The sequence below is a fragment of the Rossellomorea sp. KS-H15a genome (assembly GCF_024195245.1).
GTDB classification, from domain to species: domain Bacteria; phylum Bacillota; class Bacilli; order Bacillales; family Bacillaceae_B; genus Rossellomorea; species Rossellomorea vietnamensis.
Genome location: NZ_CP096886.1, coordinates 1,779,043 through 1,795,000, shown reverse-complemented (window position 1 = coordinate 1,795,000; position 15,958 = coordinate 1,779,043). Strand labels below are relative to the sequence as shown.

The 15,958-nt window shown below is 45.0% G+C and carries 17 protein-coding genes (1 of these 17 cut by a window edge); 3 read left to right on the top strand and 14 right to left on the bottom strand.

Annotated elements, in window-relative coordinates:
• Nucleotides 1–644: the 5' portion of a nucleotidyltransferase-like protein gene (locus M1J35_RS09210; RefSeq protein WP_034762625.1), read on the bottom strand. 223 nt of this gene lie to the left of the window's left edge; 644 of the gene's 867 nt are visible here — the first part of the coding sequence; its start codon is at nucleotides 642–644; its stop codon lies beyond the left edge, outside the window.
• A 154-nt stretch (nucleotides 645–798) separates the two neighbouring features.
• On the opposite strand from M1J35_RS09210, the gene M1J35_RS09205 reads away from it, so the two are divergent.
• Nucleotides 799–1,149 (top strand): YgzB family protein, encoded by a 351-nt coding sequence (locus M1J35_RS09205; protein WP_034762624.1) that lies wholly within the window; start codon nucleotides 799–801, stop codon nucleotides 1,147–1,149.
• A gap of 86 nt (nucleotides 1,150–1,235) precedes the next feature.
• Here the strand turns inward: M1J35_RS09205 and perR are convergent, their stop codons facing one another.
• From perR to M1J35_RS09165, 8 genes are all read right to left on the bottom strand, one after another.
• Nucleotides 1,236–1,676: a peroxide-responsive transcriptional repressor PerR gene (gene perR, locus M1J35_RS09200; RefSeq protein WP_371928721.1), complete on the bottom strand. Its 441-nt coding sequence runs from the start codon at nucleotides 1,674–1,676 to the stop codon at nucleotides 1,236–1,238.
• A 92-nt stretch (nucleotides 1,677–1,768) separates the two neighbouring features.
• Nucleotides 1,769–2,317: a cob(I)yrinic acid a,c-diamide adenosyltransferase gene (locus tag M1J35_RS09195; protein ID WP_034762619.1), complete on the bottom strand. Its 549-nt coding sequence runs from the start codon at nucleotides 2,315–2,317 to the stop codon at nucleotides 1,769–1,771.
• 1 nt (nucleotide 2,318) lies between these two features.
• On the bottom strand, nucleotides 2,319–3,269 hold the full coding sequence (locus M1J35_RS09190; protein WP_254653486.1) for a D-2-hydroxyacid dehydrogenase: 951 nt from the start codon (nucleotides 3,267–3,269) through the stop codon (nucleotides 2,319–2,321).
• Between the two features lie 228 nt (nucleotides 3,270–3,497).
• On the bottom strand, nucleotides 3,498–3,962 hold the full coding sequence (bcp, locus tag M1J35_RS09185; RefSeq protein ID WP_034762614.1) for a thioredoxin-dependent thiol peroxidase: 465 nt from the start codon (nucleotides 3,960–3,962) through the stop codon (nucleotides 3,498–3,500).
• A gap of 73 nt (nucleotides 3,963–4,035) precedes the next feature.
• Nucleotides 4,036–4,440 carry an ion channel gene (locus M1J35_RS09180; RefSeq protein ID WP_060673410.1) on the bottom strand — a complete coding sequence of 135 codons (405 nt, stop codon included), beginning with the start codon at nucleotides 4,438–4,440 and terminating at the stop codon, nucleotides 4,036–4,038.
• Nucleotides 4,441–4,501: 61 nt separating this feature from the next.
• Nucleotides 4,502–5,287: an ABC transporter permease gene (locus tag M1J35_RS09175; RefSeq protein WP_224520628.1), complete on the bottom strand. Its 786-nt coding sequence runs from the start codon at nucleotides 5,285–5,287 to the stop codon at nucleotides 4,502–4,504.
• Between the two features lie 3 nt (nucleotides 5,288–5,290).
• Nucleotides 5,291–6,082 carry an ABC transporter permease gene (locus tag M1J35_RS09170; protein WP_224520629.1) on the bottom strand — a complete coding sequence of 264 codons (792 nt, stop codon included), beginning with the start codon at nucleotides 6,080–6,082 and terminating at the stop codon, nucleotides 5,291–5,293.
• A gap of 48 nt (nucleotides 6,083–6,130) precedes the next feature.
• The gene (locus tag M1J35_RS09165; RefSeq protein WP_254653485.1) at nucleotides 6,131–7,141 is read right to left on the bottom strand and encodes an ABC transporter ATP-binding protein; all 1,011 of its coding nucleotides are present in this window, start codon (nucleotides 7,139–7,141) and stop codon (nucleotides 6,131–6,133) included.
• Nucleotides 7,142–7,340: 199 nt separating this feature from the next.
• On the opposite strand from M1J35_RS09165, the gene M1J35_RS09160 reads away from it, so the two are divergent.
• A complete protein-coding gene (locus M1J35_RS09160) occupies nucleotides 7,341–8,627 on the top strand; it encodes a glutamate-1-semialdehyde 2,1-aminomutase (protein WP_254653484.1) in 1,287 nt (428 codons plus the stop codon).
• A gap of 228 nt (nucleotides 8,628–8,855) precedes the next feature.
• Nucleotides 8,856–9,938: an FUSC family protein gene (locus M1J35_RS09155; RefSeq protein WP_224520631.1), complete on the top strand. Its 1,083-nt coding sequence runs from the start codon at nucleotides 8,856–8,858 to the stop codon at nucleotides 9,936–9,938.
• Between the two features lie 45 nt (nucleotides 9,939–9,983).
• On the opposite strand, the gene nikC is transcribed toward M1J35_RS09155, so the two are convergent.
• The 5 genes from nikC to M1J35_RS09130 all read right to left on the bottom strand — a co-directional run bounded on the left by nikC (nucleotide 9,984) and on the right by M1J35_RS09130 (nucleotide 15,670).
• A complete protein-coding gene (nikC, locus tag M1J35_RS09150) occupies nucleotides 9,984–10,880 on the bottom strand; it encodes a nickel transporter permease (protein WP_034762597.1) in 897 nt (298 codons plus the stop codon).
• Between the two features lie 27 nt (nucleotides 10,881–10,907).
• Nucleotides 10,908–11,912, bottom strand: coding sequence for an ABC transporter permease (locus M1J35_RS09145; protein ID WP_034762595.1), 1,005 nt, complete (start codon nucleotides 11,910–11,912; stop codon nucleotides 10,908–10,910).
• A 137-nt stretch (nucleotides 11,913–12,049) separates the two neighbouring features.
• Nucleotides 12,050–13,639, bottom strand: coding sequence for an ABC transporter substrate-binding protein (locus M1J35_RS09140; RefSeq protein ID WP_224521128.1), 1,590 nt, complete (start codon nucleotides 13,637–13,639; stop codon nucleotides 12,050–12,052).
• 74 nt (nucleotides 13,640–13,713) lie between these two features.
• A complete protein-coding gene (locus M1J35_RS09135; RefSeq protein WP_061810824.1) occupies nucleotides 13,714–14,679 on the bottom strand; it encodes an ABC transporter ATP-binding protein in 966 nt (321 codons plus the stop codon).
• Nucleotides 14,654–15,670 carry an ABC transporter ATP-binding protein gene (locus M1J35_RS09130; RefSeq protein WP_061810823.1) on the bottom strand — a complete coding sequence of 339 codons (1,017 nt, stop codon included), beginning with the start codon at nucleotides 15,668–15,670 and terminating at the stop codon, nucleotides 14,654–14,656. The genes M1J35_RS09135 and M1J35_RS09130 overlap by 26 nt, the downstream gene beginning before the upstream one ends.
• Nucleotides 15,671–15,958 lie beyond the last annotated feature (288 nt).

Genomic DNA, 15,958 nt, shown 5'->3' with positions numbered 1-15,958 from the left:
ATGAGGAACTCACTTGCCAGGAACAGGAGCTCCAGCCGTTTATCGATTTCTTCATCACTGGTAACGAGCTCTTCATACAGTTTATAAATCTCAGGTTCTATTTGCTTGACCTGGTTCCATACGGTTACCTCAGGGTGGAACCCGTTTTCAATAACCGCCAGTCGCGCTAAATGATGCAAAGAGTGGACGATGTGATTGTATGCATCCAAATAATGTTTGCTTTCAAAGAATTCTTTACCGTCCATATACCGGCGGATCAATTTGGCAAATTCCATGCCCATTTTGATCTTTCTGCCATAGAAAGGAAAGTCTCGCAACTCGGTTTTAAGATTCTGGATAAACTCGTTGCGGTCAAACAGGACTTTCCCATTGAATAGCCAATCGATCACTTTCCGGTTTGATCCGAGTAAGATCCACTCATTCAGCTTGGCTTCTGTCACGATATGTAATGCTGCCTTTTGTTCTTTATAAGAATAATGCTTGATGAACACAGGCTCTTCCGCTTCCTTCACAATCAGGAACAGGACGATATCAAAGGTATCGGTCAAGGGACTTGATTTCTTGCTTTGTTCTATTAGAAGCGCTCCTAAAGTATTGGGGTGACTTGTACGCTCTTGGTATAACGGTCGTAAAATGTCTTCCATTTCATACTCCTCCACATCACTCATTGGTTGGTTACTATTTCGACATTCAAAGGGGATTTCCTTCTCTGAATATAGTCATTTTTCGACAAAATGGTTTCGCATCCCTCTACTACCAACAAATATGGTATAGTATTTTTTTAGGAGGGACAAACAAATGGCTAAGAAATATTCAAGTAAGATCAATAAAATCCGTACGTTTGCCTTAAGTTTAGTTTTCATCGGATTTATCATTATGTACGTCGGTATATATTTTAGAGAACATCCGTGGGTTATGACAACATTCATGCTACTGGGTTTTCTGGGAATCATCGGAAGTACGGTTGTCTACTTCTGGATCGGGATGCTGTCGACGAAGGCCGTACAGGTGACATGCCCCAATTGCGGTAAGGTCACCAAGGTCCTTGGGCGTGTAGATATGTGCATGTATTGTAACGAGCCCCTGACTCTTGACCCGAACCTTGAAGGGGAAGAATTCGATGAGGACTATAATAAAAGGAAAAGATAAAGCTGAATGAGAAAAGACCTTCAACGGAAGGTCTTTTTTGATGCCTAAAATAAAAGAAGAATGGTTCTAATTAGAACCATTCTTCTCTAATGTGTCTCCTTAACAGAACAGTCAGAGCACGTGCCGTAAATTTCCATACGATGGTTGTTCACCTTGAATCCCGTGACATGGGAAGCCAGTTGTTCCACTTCATCAAGTCCAGGGTAATGAAAGTCTACGATTTTACCGCAGCCATCGCAAATGACATGATAATGATCGGTCGTCACAAAGTCAAAGCGACTGGAGGCATCCCCGTATGTCAGTTCTTTCACTAAACCTACTTCACGGAATACACGCAAATTATTATAAACGGTCGCCACACTCATGTTAGGGAATTTCCCTTCGAGCGCTTTATATATGTCATCGGCAGTTGGATGGGCCATTGAATCAATGAGATACTCTAATATCGCATGACGTTGAGGAGTGATACGGACTCCCGTTTCCTTCAATGTCGAAATCGCTTCTTTCAATTGTCCTTCTTCAGACATCGTCATGCACCTCTTTTCATAAGAATTATTATTTTATAATCTTTATAAATAGTGTACTAATCAACCGTCCATTTTGTCAATCTTTCACCCTGCTACTCGTGGAGGTTTTTCTCCTGCTCACCAAGCTGCTGGTTGATGTATCTGCCTGCTACGAAGAGGTAGTCAGAAAGCCGGTTCAGATACGAAAGGACTAATGGATTGATGTCTTCATCAATTCCTACAGCTTCTCTTTCAGCTCTCCTGACAATCGTTCTTGCTGTATGCAGGGCGGCACCGGCCGGTTGACCACCGGGAAGGATGAAGTTTCGTAGAGGTGTGAGAGATCCGTCCATCCTATCGATTTGATCTTCCAATTCCTTGATATGTGTTTCATCAAGCTTCCATTTCACTTCTTTTCCAGCGGGAGTAGCAAGTTCTGCCCCGACATGGAAAAGGATCGTTTGCACCTTGTGAAGAAACTCTTCGAATTCTTCTTTACCATCAAAGTATTCAGCCTTGATATAACTTAGACCAAGACCTATCATGGAGTTCGCTTCATCGCAGGTTCCGTAGGCCTCCACACGTTGATCCTTTTTCGATACGCGGGTTCCATAAACCAGGGAAGTCGTCCCTTTGTCTCCAGATTTCGTATAAATTTTCATATTAATAACCCCTCTCTGCATCAATCACGTTAATAAAGTTATCCCTCTTATTACTATATGTAGATAAATTCTTTTTAAAGATTTCAAGTGCCCTTGGCATGTACTTTTTTGTAATGCTTGAAAGGTGAGGTGTCACCGTGATGCCTTCCGTTTTCCAAAAAGGATGATGTTCAGCTAACGGCTCTTGATCAAATACATCCAGATACATATGTTGAATCAACTTCTTTTCTGTTACTTCAAGAAGGACGGATTCTTCAACAAGGTCACCCCGGCCAATATTGATGAATACAGCAGACTCCTTCATCTGTTCAAAATGATCAACGTCCAGTATTCTCTTTGTCCGGTTTGTACTTGGAAGCACAGAAACAATGTAATCGGCTTCGGGGAGCTGATCCATGAAGGTCTCCAAGGTGAACATGCTGTCAAAATGCTTTCCGGGTGAGCCGGTGGAATTCACTCCACTTACGTTCATTTGAAATGCCTTTGCCAGTCGGGCGATTTCCCCTCCAATGGCTCCCGCTCCAAGAATAAGGAGAGATGCTTCATGAAGTTCAGTGGTAGGTAACCTTCTGCTCCACACGGCATCTTTCTCCTGCTCCCATACTGATTGAAGCTGTTTTGCATGCTGAAGCATCAAGCCGATCGTGAACTCTGCCATGGGGATCTTGTGGATTCCCCTTGCATTGGTGACAAGGATCCCCCTTCTTTTGATTGCTTCAAACGGCATTTTTTCGAGTCCCGCCGAAGTGACCATGATCCATTTGCATTTCTTGCTTCTTTCAATATGATCACTCGTTAAATCTTCCCCCATCGTAACGATCACTTCCGCATCGGGAAGCTCACTTTCCGCTTGGTTGATTTTTTTATAAAAAAGGAACTCAACCCCAGGGAAGCTATTCGTTAAATCTGAGACGAATTCTTCTTTAGGTTGAAATGTAAAGATGATTTTCATGTAGTTGCCTCCCATCCCTATTGCCCATTATTTTACCATATAGGAGAGGGTTCTCCCTAGTTTCGAGCATCCCCATGAGCATAAAAAAAGAGGATCGACCTGGTCGATCCTGCTACACGGATGAGACTGACTTATTTGAGGAGGTTGCCCTACTCTTACTATATGTCCTTACAGCTTTTGTGAATGGACAAAAGCCTCAAACCCGATAAAATAGGCTGTAAAATAGGCTTAGGAAAGGTTTTCTTGTATATATTGAAGAGCTTCTTCGACATGCCCCTTCACTTTCACCTTCCGCCATTCCTTGGAGAGGTTCCCTTCTTTATCAATGATGAAGGTGGAACGCTCGATTCCCATGTATTCTTTCCCGAAGTTTTTCTTCAGCTTCCACACTCCGTATTCCTCTGCCACTTTATGATCTTCATCCACAAGCAGGAGGAACGGGAGTCCATGCTTGTCCACGAATTTCTCATGTTTATCGACGGGATCCGGACTCACCCCAAGGATGACGGCATCAAGATCTTCAAAGTTCTCATGCTGATCCCTGAAATCACACGCTTCTGTTGTACACCCTGGTGTCATGTCCTTCGGATAAAAATAAAGGACCACGTTTTTTCCTTGATAATCAGATAGCTTCACCTTTTCTCCATTGCTTGCCAGTAATTCGAATTCAGGTGCTTTTTGACCAACTGTCATACATCTTCCCCTCCTAATGGTTATCGTTCTGACTTTAGCGTACCCAATAGGAGGGAAAAACTCAAACCATACGCTACTTGTTCTCATAGTGTAAAAAGGACTTCACGACAAAGGCTGCCGGAATCGTATAGCCGAGCCAGGACTCGATAAGGGCGATCCCTCTCCCGATCCCAACAGGGGTTACATCTCCATACCCCACTGAGAAGAGGGTAATGCCGCTGAAATACATCGTAGTAAAAAAATGATCGAGGAAGTCTCCGGAAAGTGGTCTCCCCGCCTCGACTAGAATCTGGATGCCCTCGATCTCAAGGAGCATGAATAATAACCCGAACCCGATCATGATCGTGATATAGCACATTCCCAAAAAGAGAAAATGATGAAGGGAAACATGGTGTTCTTTCCATCGTGAAGGATAAAATAATGCCCGCAGACTCATGACCATGCAAAAAAGAATGAAAAATCCAATGATATAAAGCATGTACATACCCTCTTTTTTCTGCTTGTCTTAGTATATGTACGCTTTTCATCGTGAAATCATTCTAGTTACCTGCTCCCCTGTACCGTTTCACGCCTTCATTCCAAAGGAAGATGGAAAAAATGAAAAAACCGATTCCGACAAATGGAGTCAGGAACGAATACGAATACCATTCCGTCTTTTCAAGGAAAAAGGCGGATGGATATACGCCAACGAACGCAAAAGGAAGGATCCAGGTCAGTACAAACCGGATGACGCTATTGTAAATATCGACCGGATATCTTCCATAGTTTCCGATATTGTACATCATCGGCATGATGGACGTTTTCGCATCCGACCAGAACGCAATGCTTGCAAGAGCAATGAAGATCCCTGCATAGACGAGGGCTCCCCCCAGGACAAAAACGATGAATAGAACCGGCTCATACCATTCGAAGGTGATATCAAGCCTCCCACCTGCGTAGTACATGACGGCCATTCCCGTGATGACGCCAAAAAGGGACTCCAGCTCCATCCGCTCCAATATCACTTGAAATAAACTGTGGATGGGCCTCGTCAGGATCCGGTCGAACTCACCCTTCACTACATACCGGTCGTTAAAGTCCCAGATATTGAAGAAGGAACTGAACAGGGCGAACGGTACAAGGAAAAATCCATAGATAAATATAATTTCATCCCTTGTCCATCCGCTCAACAGCTGCGTGTGACCGAAAACAACAAGGATGAATACAAGATTGACAGCTTGAAATAGTAAATCGGATAATATCTCGACAATCAGATCGGCCCGGTACTGCAACCTGATCTTCATGTATTGGGCGACATATTGAAAAAACATCTTCACATAAAACATCGGTCACCCTCCCTGTATGATCATTTGTTTTTTTGCCATGACCCAAAGCACTTTAATCGGTATAAGGAGAAGCAGCGACCAAAGGCCCTGCATCATGATTGCATTGAAGGCTTCCGACGTGGAAAAGCCATTGGTGAAAATCATGCTCGGGACATAACTGATGCTTTGAAAGGGCAGATACTCCATCACATTTTGGGCCCACAGGGGGAAAAAGTGAATCGGAAGAAGGAGTCCCGAGAATAAATCGATGACGACCCGTTTGGCCCTGATGAGACCGTCGTTATTAAATAAGAAAAAGGTTGTGATCCCTGTCAGCAAATTGATTTGGGTATTGATGATGAAACTGAAAAGGATCGAAATGGCGAATAATCCGATCGTGTCAAAGCCTGTCCCGATTTGAAGCGGGAAAATCAGGCTTACGATGATCATCCCCGGAAACGAGAAAAACACCAAACGGAAGATTCCCTCTCCCAGTCCCTGCATCGTCTTCATGCCGAGATAGTTATATGGCCTGATGAATTCAACGGCCACTTTCCCCTCTTTGATTTCCTGCGCAATTTCACGATCGATATTATTAAAATAAAATGCCCTGGCCATCCACGATACGGCCACATAGGTCGTCATCTGAATGATTGATAATCCTTCAATATCCTGCTTTCCACCATAAATGGCCTGCCACAGGAAATAGTACGCACCGATATTAATACTGTAAATCAAGATTCCACTATAATAATTTGTGCGGTAGGCAAGCATCATCAGAAATCGGATGCGAATCATTTCGATATACTTAGCCATGATCCTTCACCCCGCACACGAGCAGACTCACAGCTTGTTTTTCACCACTCAACTTGTCACAGCCCCTTTTTCATAGATGTTTCGGATGATTTCCTCAGTAGTCGTTTCTTCTATCTTCATATCTTTCACTTTGAAGTTTGCCACGACATCTGTAATGAGCTGTGAGATGACTTCTTCATCGGCATCTGTTATCGCAGCGTAGGATTGCTTTTTCTCATCAAAACTCCAAGAGATGTTCTGGTTTTTAGTAAGAGCGGATAAAGCAGACAGAGAGGTTTCATCCAGGAACTGAAAAACGACCTCTTTCTGATCTCCCCAGTTTTCTTTCAGCCGACTCAGTTCACCATCGTAAATGATCTTCCCTTCATCGAGCATCACGACCCGTTCACACAGCGCTTCGATATCGGATAAATCGTGGGTCGTAAGTAAAATGGTTGTGTTGTATTTCTCATTGATTTCCTTTAAGAACTGACGGATTTTCAATTTTACGAGGACATCCAATCCGATTGTCGGTTCATCCAGGAAGAGAAGTGATGGATTATGAACAAGTGCGGCGGCGAGTTCACACCGCATCCGCTGTCCAAGGGATAATTTACGGACAGGTTTGTCCAGGAGCGGAGCGATATCCAGTGTGTCAATCACATGACCCATATGCTCCTTGTATTGTTGATCCGGCACTTTATACACCTTTTTCAGCAGTTGAAAGGACTCCTGCACGGCAATATCCCACCAGAGCTGGGAACGCTGGCCGAATACGACACCGATCGTCTGTACGAACTTTTCCCGGTCCCTATGGGGATTCATCCCATTGACGGTTAACTCTCCCCCGGTCGGAGTCAGGATCCCGGTCAGCATTTTGATGGTGGTCGACTTCCCGGCCCCATTTTCACCAATATAACCGACCATCTCACCCTGTTTCACATTAAATGAAATATCGTTCACCGCCGGAACGACTTTATAATTACGCGTAAATAAATCCCTGAAAGCACCCTTCAGCCCTGATCGACTGGAAAAAGCCTTGAATTCTTTACGCAAATGCTTCACTTCAATTGCGTTCATCTTGCGTCCTCCTACATTCTTTTAAAATAGGTTTGTCTTTTAGAAACAAAGAATAGTGTACCACAGTAGGCTGATTCTCTTTGAACAGTCTGCTTGAAATTTAGTGTACCCATCGACTCCCTATTTGCTAAAGTGGAAAAGACCGTACTACAATAGAAGGGTGGTTCATAGACAAATACACATTAACCGGGAGGAAAATATGAAATTCACTGAATCAGAAACTTTACATACAGAAGCATTGGAGCATATAGTCGGAGGCGTGAACAGCCCATCCCGCTCCTATAAAGCAGTTGGCGGCGGATCACCTGTTGCCATGGAAAGAGGAAAAGGCGCATATTTCTGGGACGTGGACGGGAACAAATATATCGATTATCTGGCTGCATACGGTCCCATCATCACGGGACATGCCCACCCTCATATCACCGAAGCGATCACAAGAGCGGCGGAAAACGGTGTCCTTTATGGAACTCCTACCCGCCACGAAGTGAAATTTGCGAAAATGATCAAAGAAGCCATGCCTTACATGGACAAAGTCCGCTTCGTCAATTCAGGTACCGAAGCCGTGATGACCACGATCCGTGTGGCAAGAGCCTATACAGGGAAAGACAAAGTCATCAAGTTCGCGGGCTGTTACCATGGCCACTCTGATCTGGTACTAGTTGCAGCCGGTTCTGGTCCGTCTACCCTGGGAACGCCGGATTCTGCAGGGGTTCCGAAAAGCATCGCGCAGGAAGTCATCACTGTTCCATTCAATGACATCGAGCCGTTTAAAGAAGCGATGGAAAAATGGGGAGATCAAATCGCTGCTGTCCTTGTGGAACCGATCGTCGGAAACTTCGGGATCGTGGAACCGAAGGAAGGCTTCCTCGAGCAGGTAAATGAAATCGCCCATGCTTCCCATTCCCTTGTCATCTATGATGAAGTCATCACAGCATTCCGCTTTACTTACGGCGGTGCCCAGGACATGCTGAAAGTAAAACCTGACTTGACTGCACTCGGAAAAATCATCGGTGGAGGACTTCCGATCGGAGCGTACGGCGGGAAGAAAGAAATCATGGAACAGGTGGCGCCACTCGGTCCTGCCTACCAGGCTGGAACGATGGCCGGAAACCCAGCCTCCATCCTTTCAGGGATTGCCTGTCTGGAAGTATTAAAAGAAGACGGCGTGTACGAGAAATTAGATCAACTTGGGGAAATGCTTGAAAATGGGATTTTAGCTGCGGCAGAAAAGCATAACACCCCCATCTCCATCAACAGGCTGAAGGGAGCCCTCACTCTCTACTTCACAACTGAAAAAGTGGAGAACTATGAGCAGGCAGAAGCAACCGATGGAGAAATGTTTGCAAAGTTCTTCAAACTTATGCTTAATCAGGGCATCAATCTTGCGCCATCTAAATATGAAGCATGGTTCCTGACGACGGCCCATACGGAAGAGGATATCAAGGTGACACTCGAAGCTGTAGAACGTGCCTTTGCACAACTGTAAACACCATCAAAAGACTGCATGCCACAAGCGTGCAGTCTTTTTTTGATAAGCAATACTAATTCTTTACCTTTTTGCATATCAATGAATTTTGGGGAGTTTGATCCCCATCATAAAAAGGTACATATTTTGTAAAAACTTATTCGGATTTGCCTATTGATATTACTTGTAAGTACATGTATAGTACAGTATTGTTTATAAAAACGTTACACAAGAAAGGATTCTAATTCCATGAAACTTGGTGCTCGCATCCTTAAAACGGGAATTGCGATTGTATTAGCTTTGCTTGTATCCCAGCTGCTCGGCATACCTTCTCCGGTGTTCGCTGGAATTGCGGCGGTCTTTGCCGTCCAGCCCACCATTTATCGTTCTTATCTATCCATTATCGAACAAATTCAGGGGAACCTGATCGGTGCCGGGATTGCCGTCATATTTGTACTATTATTTGGAAGCAATCCATTGATTGTAGGTCTCGCTGCTGTTATCGCCATTGCTATCATTCTAAAATTAAAGCTGCAGAACACAATCGGCCTTGCATTGGTGACGATGATTGCGATCATGGAAGTGACGGATCAGGACTTCATCCAGTTTGCCTTCATCCGTTTCTCCACCATCATGATCGGGGTCTTCTCATCATTCCTGGTGAATCTTGTCTTCCTGCCGCCAAAATATGAAACCAAGCTTTATCATAAAGTATCCGATTCAACGGAGGAGATCCTGAAGTGGATCAGGTTAAGTATGAGGCACGCAACGGAGTTCCACCTTTTGAAAAAGGATCTGGAACGAATTAAAGAAAAGTTGATAAAGGTCGACCAACTGTATCTTCTATATAAAGAAGAACGGGATTATTTCAAGAAAAATTCGATTGTCAAAAGCCGTAAGCTCGTGATCTTCCGACAAATGATTTCTTCAACGAATCGTAGTTTCGAGATATTGAAGCGCCTGAATCGGTATGAAAACGAAATCTATCAATTGCCCGACGAATTGCGGGCTGTCATTAAAAATCAACTTGATTGTTTACTGACCTATCATGAACAGCTACTATTGAAGTTCCTTGGCAAGATGCATCCCCATGCAGAATCGGAAGCCCAGCAGGATGTATGCCTGCACCGGAAAGAGCTGATGAGAATCATGCTTGAAGAGGTCAATCACCATACAAAGGATGACAACATCCATAACTTCCACCTGCTTCATATTTTCTCTGCCATTTTTGAATACGATGAACATCTGGAGCATTTGGAAAAACTGATTACAAGTTTTCAGTCGTATCATAAAGAGGATAACGAAGTAATGATCGGGGAAGAAGAAGAATAGATGGAAAAACGGAGCAAAGACTGATGTCCTTTGCTCCGTTTTTTATTAGTTTTTCATTTTTGGATCCAGTGCATCCCGGAGTCCATCCCCCATCAGGTTGAAGCCTAATACAGTCAGCATGATGGCGAGTCCCGGGAAGATCATCGTCCAAGGGGCCTGAAGCATATACTGTCTTGCATCGGACAGCATTTTTCCCCATTCAGGTTCAGGTGCCTGGGCTCCAAGACCAAGGAAACCAAGTGCTGCCGCTTCAATGATGGCCGTCGCAATGGCAAGTGTTCCCTGCACGATGATCGGAGCCATACTATTCGGCAGTACATGACTGAAAAGAATCCTGAAGTCGCTCATCCCGATTGCTTTTGCAGCCATGACATACTCTTCCTGCTTCACACTCAGTACCCGTGAACGGATGAGTCGACCGAAATTCGGTATATTGATAATGGCAATGGCAATCAATGCATTTCGGAGTGACGGCCCAAGGGCTGCCACAACAGCGATTGCAAGCAGGATGCTTGGAAAGGCAAGCATGATGTCAAAAATACGGGAAATGATCGTATCGACCCATCTGCCATAATAACCCGCTACGATCCCCAGTAAACTTCCGATCACTGAAGAACCGATGACGGCGAAGAAACCGACCCATAACGAGATACGCGCACCATGGATGATACGCGATAAAATATCCCGTCCAAAATCATCCGTTCCCAACCAATGTTCTGAGGACGGGGCCTGCAGTCGTTTGGATAAATCCTGCTCATTGATCCCCTGGGGTGCAATGAGTGGTGCTGCAATCGCCAGGATGACAAAGAAAAGGACGATACAAAATCCGACTAAAGCAATTTTATTCTTTGTGAAGCTTTTCCAGGCTTCCTTCCAGGGAGAAACCGTTTCTTCTTCCAGGGAAGGATGAAGCTCTTTTTGCGGTTCTGCTAATTCTGCCATGAGAGTTCACCTCTTTCTTCATTGATGTTAGTTGTATTTAATACGCGGATCGACAGCCGCATACAGTAAGTCGACAATCAAGTTAATCGTGACAAAGATGGTGGCGACAACCAATATTCCGGATTGAACGACTGGGTAATCACGGTAACCGATCGCTTCGTAAATATAACGTCCGATTCCAGGCCAGCCGAAGATGGTCTCGGTCAAGATCGCACCACCGAGGAGAAGACCCATCTGTAAACCAATGACGGTCAGCACCGGGATGATGGCATTTTTCAAAGAATGCTTGTACACGACCCAGAACATTTTCAATCCCTTGGCACGGGCTGTGCGAATATAATCCGAACGCATAACTTCCAACATACTTGAGCGTGTCATCCGGGCAATAATGGCCATCGGGATGGTCGCTAAGGCTATCCCCGGCAGAATGATGTGCTTCAATACGTCACCAAGCTGATCGAAACGGCCCTGCATGATTGTATCGAGAATATAAAAGTTGGTTATTGAATCCACGGGATTCCGTATATTCTCCCTTCCTGTTGTAGGCAGGATGTCAAGCTGGATACCGAATGTCCATTGCTCCATCAGTCCTAACCAGAAGATCGGCATGGAAACACCGATAAGAGCCAGGATCATGGCCGTATAGTCGAACCAGGAGTTTTGGAACCATGCACTGATGATCCCTGCATTCACACCTATGACAATTGCGATGATGATGGCCACGATGGCAAGCTCAGCTGTAGCTGCCAGATAAGGCCAGATTTCGGTTGAAACTTCCGTCTTTGTTCGAAGGGAGCTCCCTAAATCCCCGGTCAATAACCCTTTTAAATAATCGATGTATTGGATATACCAGGCATTGTCGAGACCGAGCTGATCCCTTAATGCTGCAACGGCTTCCTTCGTAGCCTGCTGCCCCAGTATCACCTGAGCGGGATCTCCCGGAATGGCACGGATGATCGAAAAAACGATAAGAGTCATCCCGAGTAATACGGGAATGAGCTGCAGTAGTCGACGAATGGTGTATTGGAACATTTTGTTCACCTCTCTGAGTGGAGATTCTGATTTCGATAAAAATAATATGATTGCTTGTCGGGGCTAAACAGTCGGCTCCGCTTTTCTATGTACAAAGGGGAGAAATCTGCGATGTCTCCCCTTTGGTTTGTTGCTTATTACTCCATGTCTACTGCGCCTAACCAGTCGGAACCGGTTGGATGCGGCTTGAAGTTTTTAAGTGCTGCGCTTCCTGCAAGCAGCGGTGTAGAGTGAGCAAGTGGTACCCACGGAGCATCCTCATGGATGATTTCCTGGGCTTTCTTATACAGCTCTTCACGTTTTCCAGGATCTACTTCTGTTTGGGCATCGATCAGGATTTTGTGTACCTCATCGTTTTTGTAGTAAGAGTAGTTGTTGCTTCCGATATTGTCTTGATCAAGTAAAACATATAGGAAGTTATCAGCGTCTCCATTATCCCCGGTCCAGCCGAGTAAGAATGCATCCGCTTCTCCATTTTTCGCTTTTTCAAGGTAAGTAGCCCACTCGTATGAAACGATTTTGGCTTCGATTCCTACTTCAGCAAGATCCGCTTGAATCGCTTCTGCTACTTTTTGGCCATCCGGCATGTATGGACGTGGTACTGGCATTGCCCATAGTTCCATTTTGAAGCCATCTTTCTTACCTGCTTCAGCAAGAAGTTCTTTCGCTTTTTCAGGGTTGTACTCATAAGGCTCGATATCATCATTGTATCCGCCGATTACAGGAGGCATCGGGTTTTTCGCCATTTCCGCTTTTCCTTCGAAGAATGCATCAATGATCTCCTGCTTGTTGATGGCATAGTTGATTGCCTGACGTACTTTAGGATCATTGAAAGGTTCGCGAGTTGATGTTAATCCTAAGTATCCAACGTTCATGGATGGACGTTCGAATAATTGCAGGTTGTCATCGCCTTCGACTTTACTTGCATCACTTGGGTTTACACCATCAGCAAGATCGATTTCACCTGAAATCAGCGCATTCAGACGGGCTGAGTTTTCAGGGATCGATTTGAATACGACTTGATCTAATTTTGGTAGATCTTTATTCCAGTAGTCTTCGTTTTTCTCGATGACGATTTTGTCATTACGCTTCCACTCAACAAATTTGAAAGGACCTGTCCCCGCATCTGTCGGCGCTTCAGCAAGCTTGTCACCAAGTTCATCAATTGCTTTCGGGCTTACGATCGCAAATGGGCTCATGGCAATGTTTTTCAAGAATGGTGCTTGAGGACGCTTTAATACGAATTCGACCGTCATGTCGTCAGCCGCTTTCACTTCCTTGATTACGTGACCTTCCTCACCTTTAAAACCGCCAAACATAGAACCGTAGTAAGGGAATTGATCTGCATTCCCGTTCATCCAGCGTTCGAAGTTTTTCACAACGGCATCTGCATTGAAATCTGTGCCGTCCTGGAATTTCACTCCCTCACGCAGCATGAATTTGTAGTTCAACCCATCATCGGATACTTCCCACTTTTCAGCTAATCCCGGGTTTACTTCTGTATCCTGCTCTCCGAATTTAACAAGTGTTTCGAAGATGTTTTTCGTTACTTTAAATGATTCCCCGTCCGTTACTGTTCCCGGATCAAGAGCGACAGAGTCTCCCCCGCGACCGAAGATCAATACTTTGGGATCTCCATTATCTCCACTGTTGCCGCTGTCACCTGATGATTTTTCATCTCCTCCACATCCGTAAAGCGCGGATGATACGAGCAGGATGAGCAGCATTAAAATTGACCAGCTTTTTTTCCTCAACTAAATCCCCTCCTGAATAATGTTTATATACTTATGAGACTTGTCTTCTAGTAAAGATGACAAGCTACATAATGCCCTGGTTGGTGTTCCTTGAATTCCGGCACTTTCTGTTTGCAGATGTCCGTTGCATGCGGGCACCTGGTATGGAATGTGCAGCCGCTAGGTGGATTGGACGGACTCGGGATGTCCCCCTGTAAGAGAATGGTTTCCCTTTTGAAATCCGGATCCGGTACGGGTACCGCCGACAGGAGCGCCTGGGTGTATGGATGAAGAGGCTTTTCATAGAGATTCTCACTATCGCTCAGCTCCACCATTTTTCCGAGATACATAACGCCCACACGGTCGCTTATATGTCTGACTACACCGAGATCATGCGCGATGAAGATATAGGTGAGTCCGAATTCTTTTTGTAGATCCTGCATCAGATTCAATACCTGGGACTGAATGGATACGTCCAGGGCCGACACAGGCTCATCGGCTATGATGAGTTTCGGCTTCGTCATGAGCGCCCTGGCAATCCCGATCCTCTGCCTTTGTCCTCCACTGAATTGATGCGGATAACGTTTCGCATGATAGCTGCTTAAGCCGACGATGTTGAGGAGTTCATGAACCCTTTCTTTTCTTTCCTTGGCAGAACCCATTCCATGAACCTTGAGTGGTTCTTCGAGGATCTTTTCTACCGTATGTCTGGGATTCAAGGATGCAAAAGGATCCTGAAAGACCATTTGCATCTCCCGGCGAATCTTCCTCATGTCCGAGTTTGATAGACTTGTAAGCTCACGGTCTTCAAATGTCACTTTGCCTTCGGATGGGTCGATGAGTCTCATGAGCATCCTGCCCGTCGTCGACTTCCCACATCCACTTTCCCCTACGATTCCAAGGGTTTCTCCTTTATTGACGGTAAAAGAAACCCCGTCCACCGCTTTAACAGAACTGACTGGTCGTCCAAGGATCCCCCCTGTTATCGGGAAATGTTTCTTAAGATTCTCAACCTTTAGCAACGGTTCCGTCATAAACTCCCTCCTCCGCTTCATCGAACAGGAAGCATCGTGTGCAATGTCCTTGTGATGTTTCATATAATTCCGGTGTTTCCACTAAACAGCGATCGAATGCTGCATCACAGCGGGCTGCAAATCGACAGCCTGTCTTGATCGATCCCGGCTTTGGAACATTCCCCTGGATCGAATGCAATCGCTGCTGCTTGATGCGCATGTCGGGTACAGATTGTATCAAGCCTTTCGTGTAAGGATGCTGAGGGTTCTTGAAGATTTCTTCAACAGTGCCCTCTTCCACCACCTTGCCTGAGTACATGACAACGACCCGTTCACATGTTTCTGCCACAACCCCTAAATCATGTGTGATCAGGAGAACGGCTGTGTTCAGTTCCTTATTTAACCGCTTCATCAATTTTAAAATTTGGGCCTGGATCGTCACGTCCAATGCCGTTGTAGGTTCGTCTGCTATCAGGACGCGGGGATCGCACACCATCGCCATGGCGATCATGACCCTTTGTCTCATCCCTCCGGATAATTGGTGAGGGTATTCCTTGATTAATTCTTCAGATCTCGGCAAGCCGACCATCTTCATGATGTCGACGGCCTTTTCCCTTGCCTGTTTCTTTCCTACTTTCGTATGTATGCGTATTGCTTCGATTAATTGATCTCCTATGGTAAAGACGGGGTTCAACGATGTCATCGGTTCCTGGAAAATCATCGCTATGTCATTGCCCCGGATATCTCTCATCCGCTTCTCGGAAGCCTGTGTCAGGTCTTCATCTTTATACAGGATTTTTCCGCCGACGATTTTCCCTGGCGGCTTTGGTACGAGACCCATGATGGATAAGGAGGTGACACTTTTCCCGCATCCACTTTCCCCGACAATCCCGAGCACCTCCCCTTCGTTCACATGAAAACTGACTCCATCGACTGCAGGAACTTCTCCATCATCCGTAAAAAAGGAGGTCCTTAGATCTTCCACTTTCAGTAAAGGACGCTGTTCGCTCATTCAAATCCTCCTCTTCGAAACTATCTCTCTTTTCTTAATAGTGCTTATTTTCTAAATTTTTATATGTCTCTTATTATACAAGATGTTACAAATGTTGCAATCCATTTTCAGAATTTTTCTACAAGAAGTCGATATTCCCACTTCCATTCAATATATGTCCAATTAACCCTTTCATTCCTTCCATATAAAGTTATTTAGCACTACTTTATTCACGACACACCTGAAATAAGTTTGATATGTTTTTTGAAAATACAAAAAAAGTCATGACATTTATCACAGGAATCGTGA

Bases quoted from the DNA above. Each gene is read 5' to 3' on its own strand.
- M1J35_RS09175 (WP_224520628.1), bottom strand. From the start codon at position 5,287: ATGTTTTATGTGAAGATGTTTTTTCAATATGTCGCCCAATACATGAAG.
- M1J35_RS09145 (WP_034762595.1), bottom strand. From the start codon at position 11,912: ATGTTCCAATACACCATTCGTCGACTACTGCAGCTCATTCCCGTATTA.
- M1J35_RS09195 (WP_034762619.1), bottom strand. From the start codon at position 2,317: ATGAAAATTTATACGAAATCTGGAGACAAAGGGACGACTTCCCTGGTT.
- M1J35_RS09205 (WP_034762624.1), top strand. From the start codon at position 799: ATGGCTAAGAAATATTCAAGTAAGATCAATAAAATCCGTACGTTTGCC.
- M1J35_RS09180 (WP_060673410.1), bottom strand. From the start codon at position 4,440: ATGCTTTATATCATTGGATTTTTCATTCTTTTTTGCATGGTCATGAGT.
- M1J35_RS09170 (WP_224520629.1), bottom strand. From the start codon at position 6,082: ATGGCTAAGTATATCGAAATGATTCGCATCCGATTTCTGATGATGCTT.
- M1J35_RS09165 (WP_254653485.1), bottom strand. From the start codon at position 7,141: ATGAACGCAATTGAAGTGAAGCATTTGCGTAAAGAATTCAAGGCTTTT.
- perR (WP_371928721.1), bottom strand. From the start codon at position 1,676: ATGTCTGAAGAAGGACAATTGAAAGAAGCGATTTCGACATTGAAGGAA.
- M1J35_RS09160 (WP_254653484.1), top strand. From the start codon at position 7,341: ATGAAATTCACTGAATCAGAAACTTTACATACAGAAGCATTGGAGCAT.
- bcp (WP_034762614.1), bottom strand. From the start codon at position 3,962: ATGACAGTTGGTCAAAAAGCACCTGAATTCGAATTACTGGCAAGCAAT.
- M1J35_RS09140 (WP_224521128.1), bottom strand. From the start codon at position 13,639: ATGCTGCTCATCCTGCTCGTATCATCCGCGCTTTACGGATGTGGAGGA.
- M1J35_RS09190 (WP_254653486.1), bottom strand. From the start codon at position 3,269: ATGAAAATCATCTTTACATTTCAACCTAAAGAAGAATTCGTCTCAGAT.
- nikC (WP_034762597.1), bottom strand. From the start codon at position 10,880: ATGGCAGAATTAGCAGAACCGCAAAAAGAGCTTCATCCTTCCCTGGAA.
- M1J35_RS09155 (WP_224520631.1), top strand. From the start codon at position 8,856: ATGAAACTTGGTGCTCGCATCCTTAAAACGGGAATTGCGATTGTATTA.
- M1J35_RS09135 (WP_061810824.1), bottom strand. From the start codon at position 14,679: ATGACGGAACCGTTGCTAAAGGTTGAGAATCTTAAGAAACATTTCCCG.
- M1J35_RS09130 (WP_061810823.1), bottom strand. From the start codon at position 15,670: ATGAGCGAACAGCGTCCTTTACTGAAAGTGGAAGATCTAAGGACCTCC.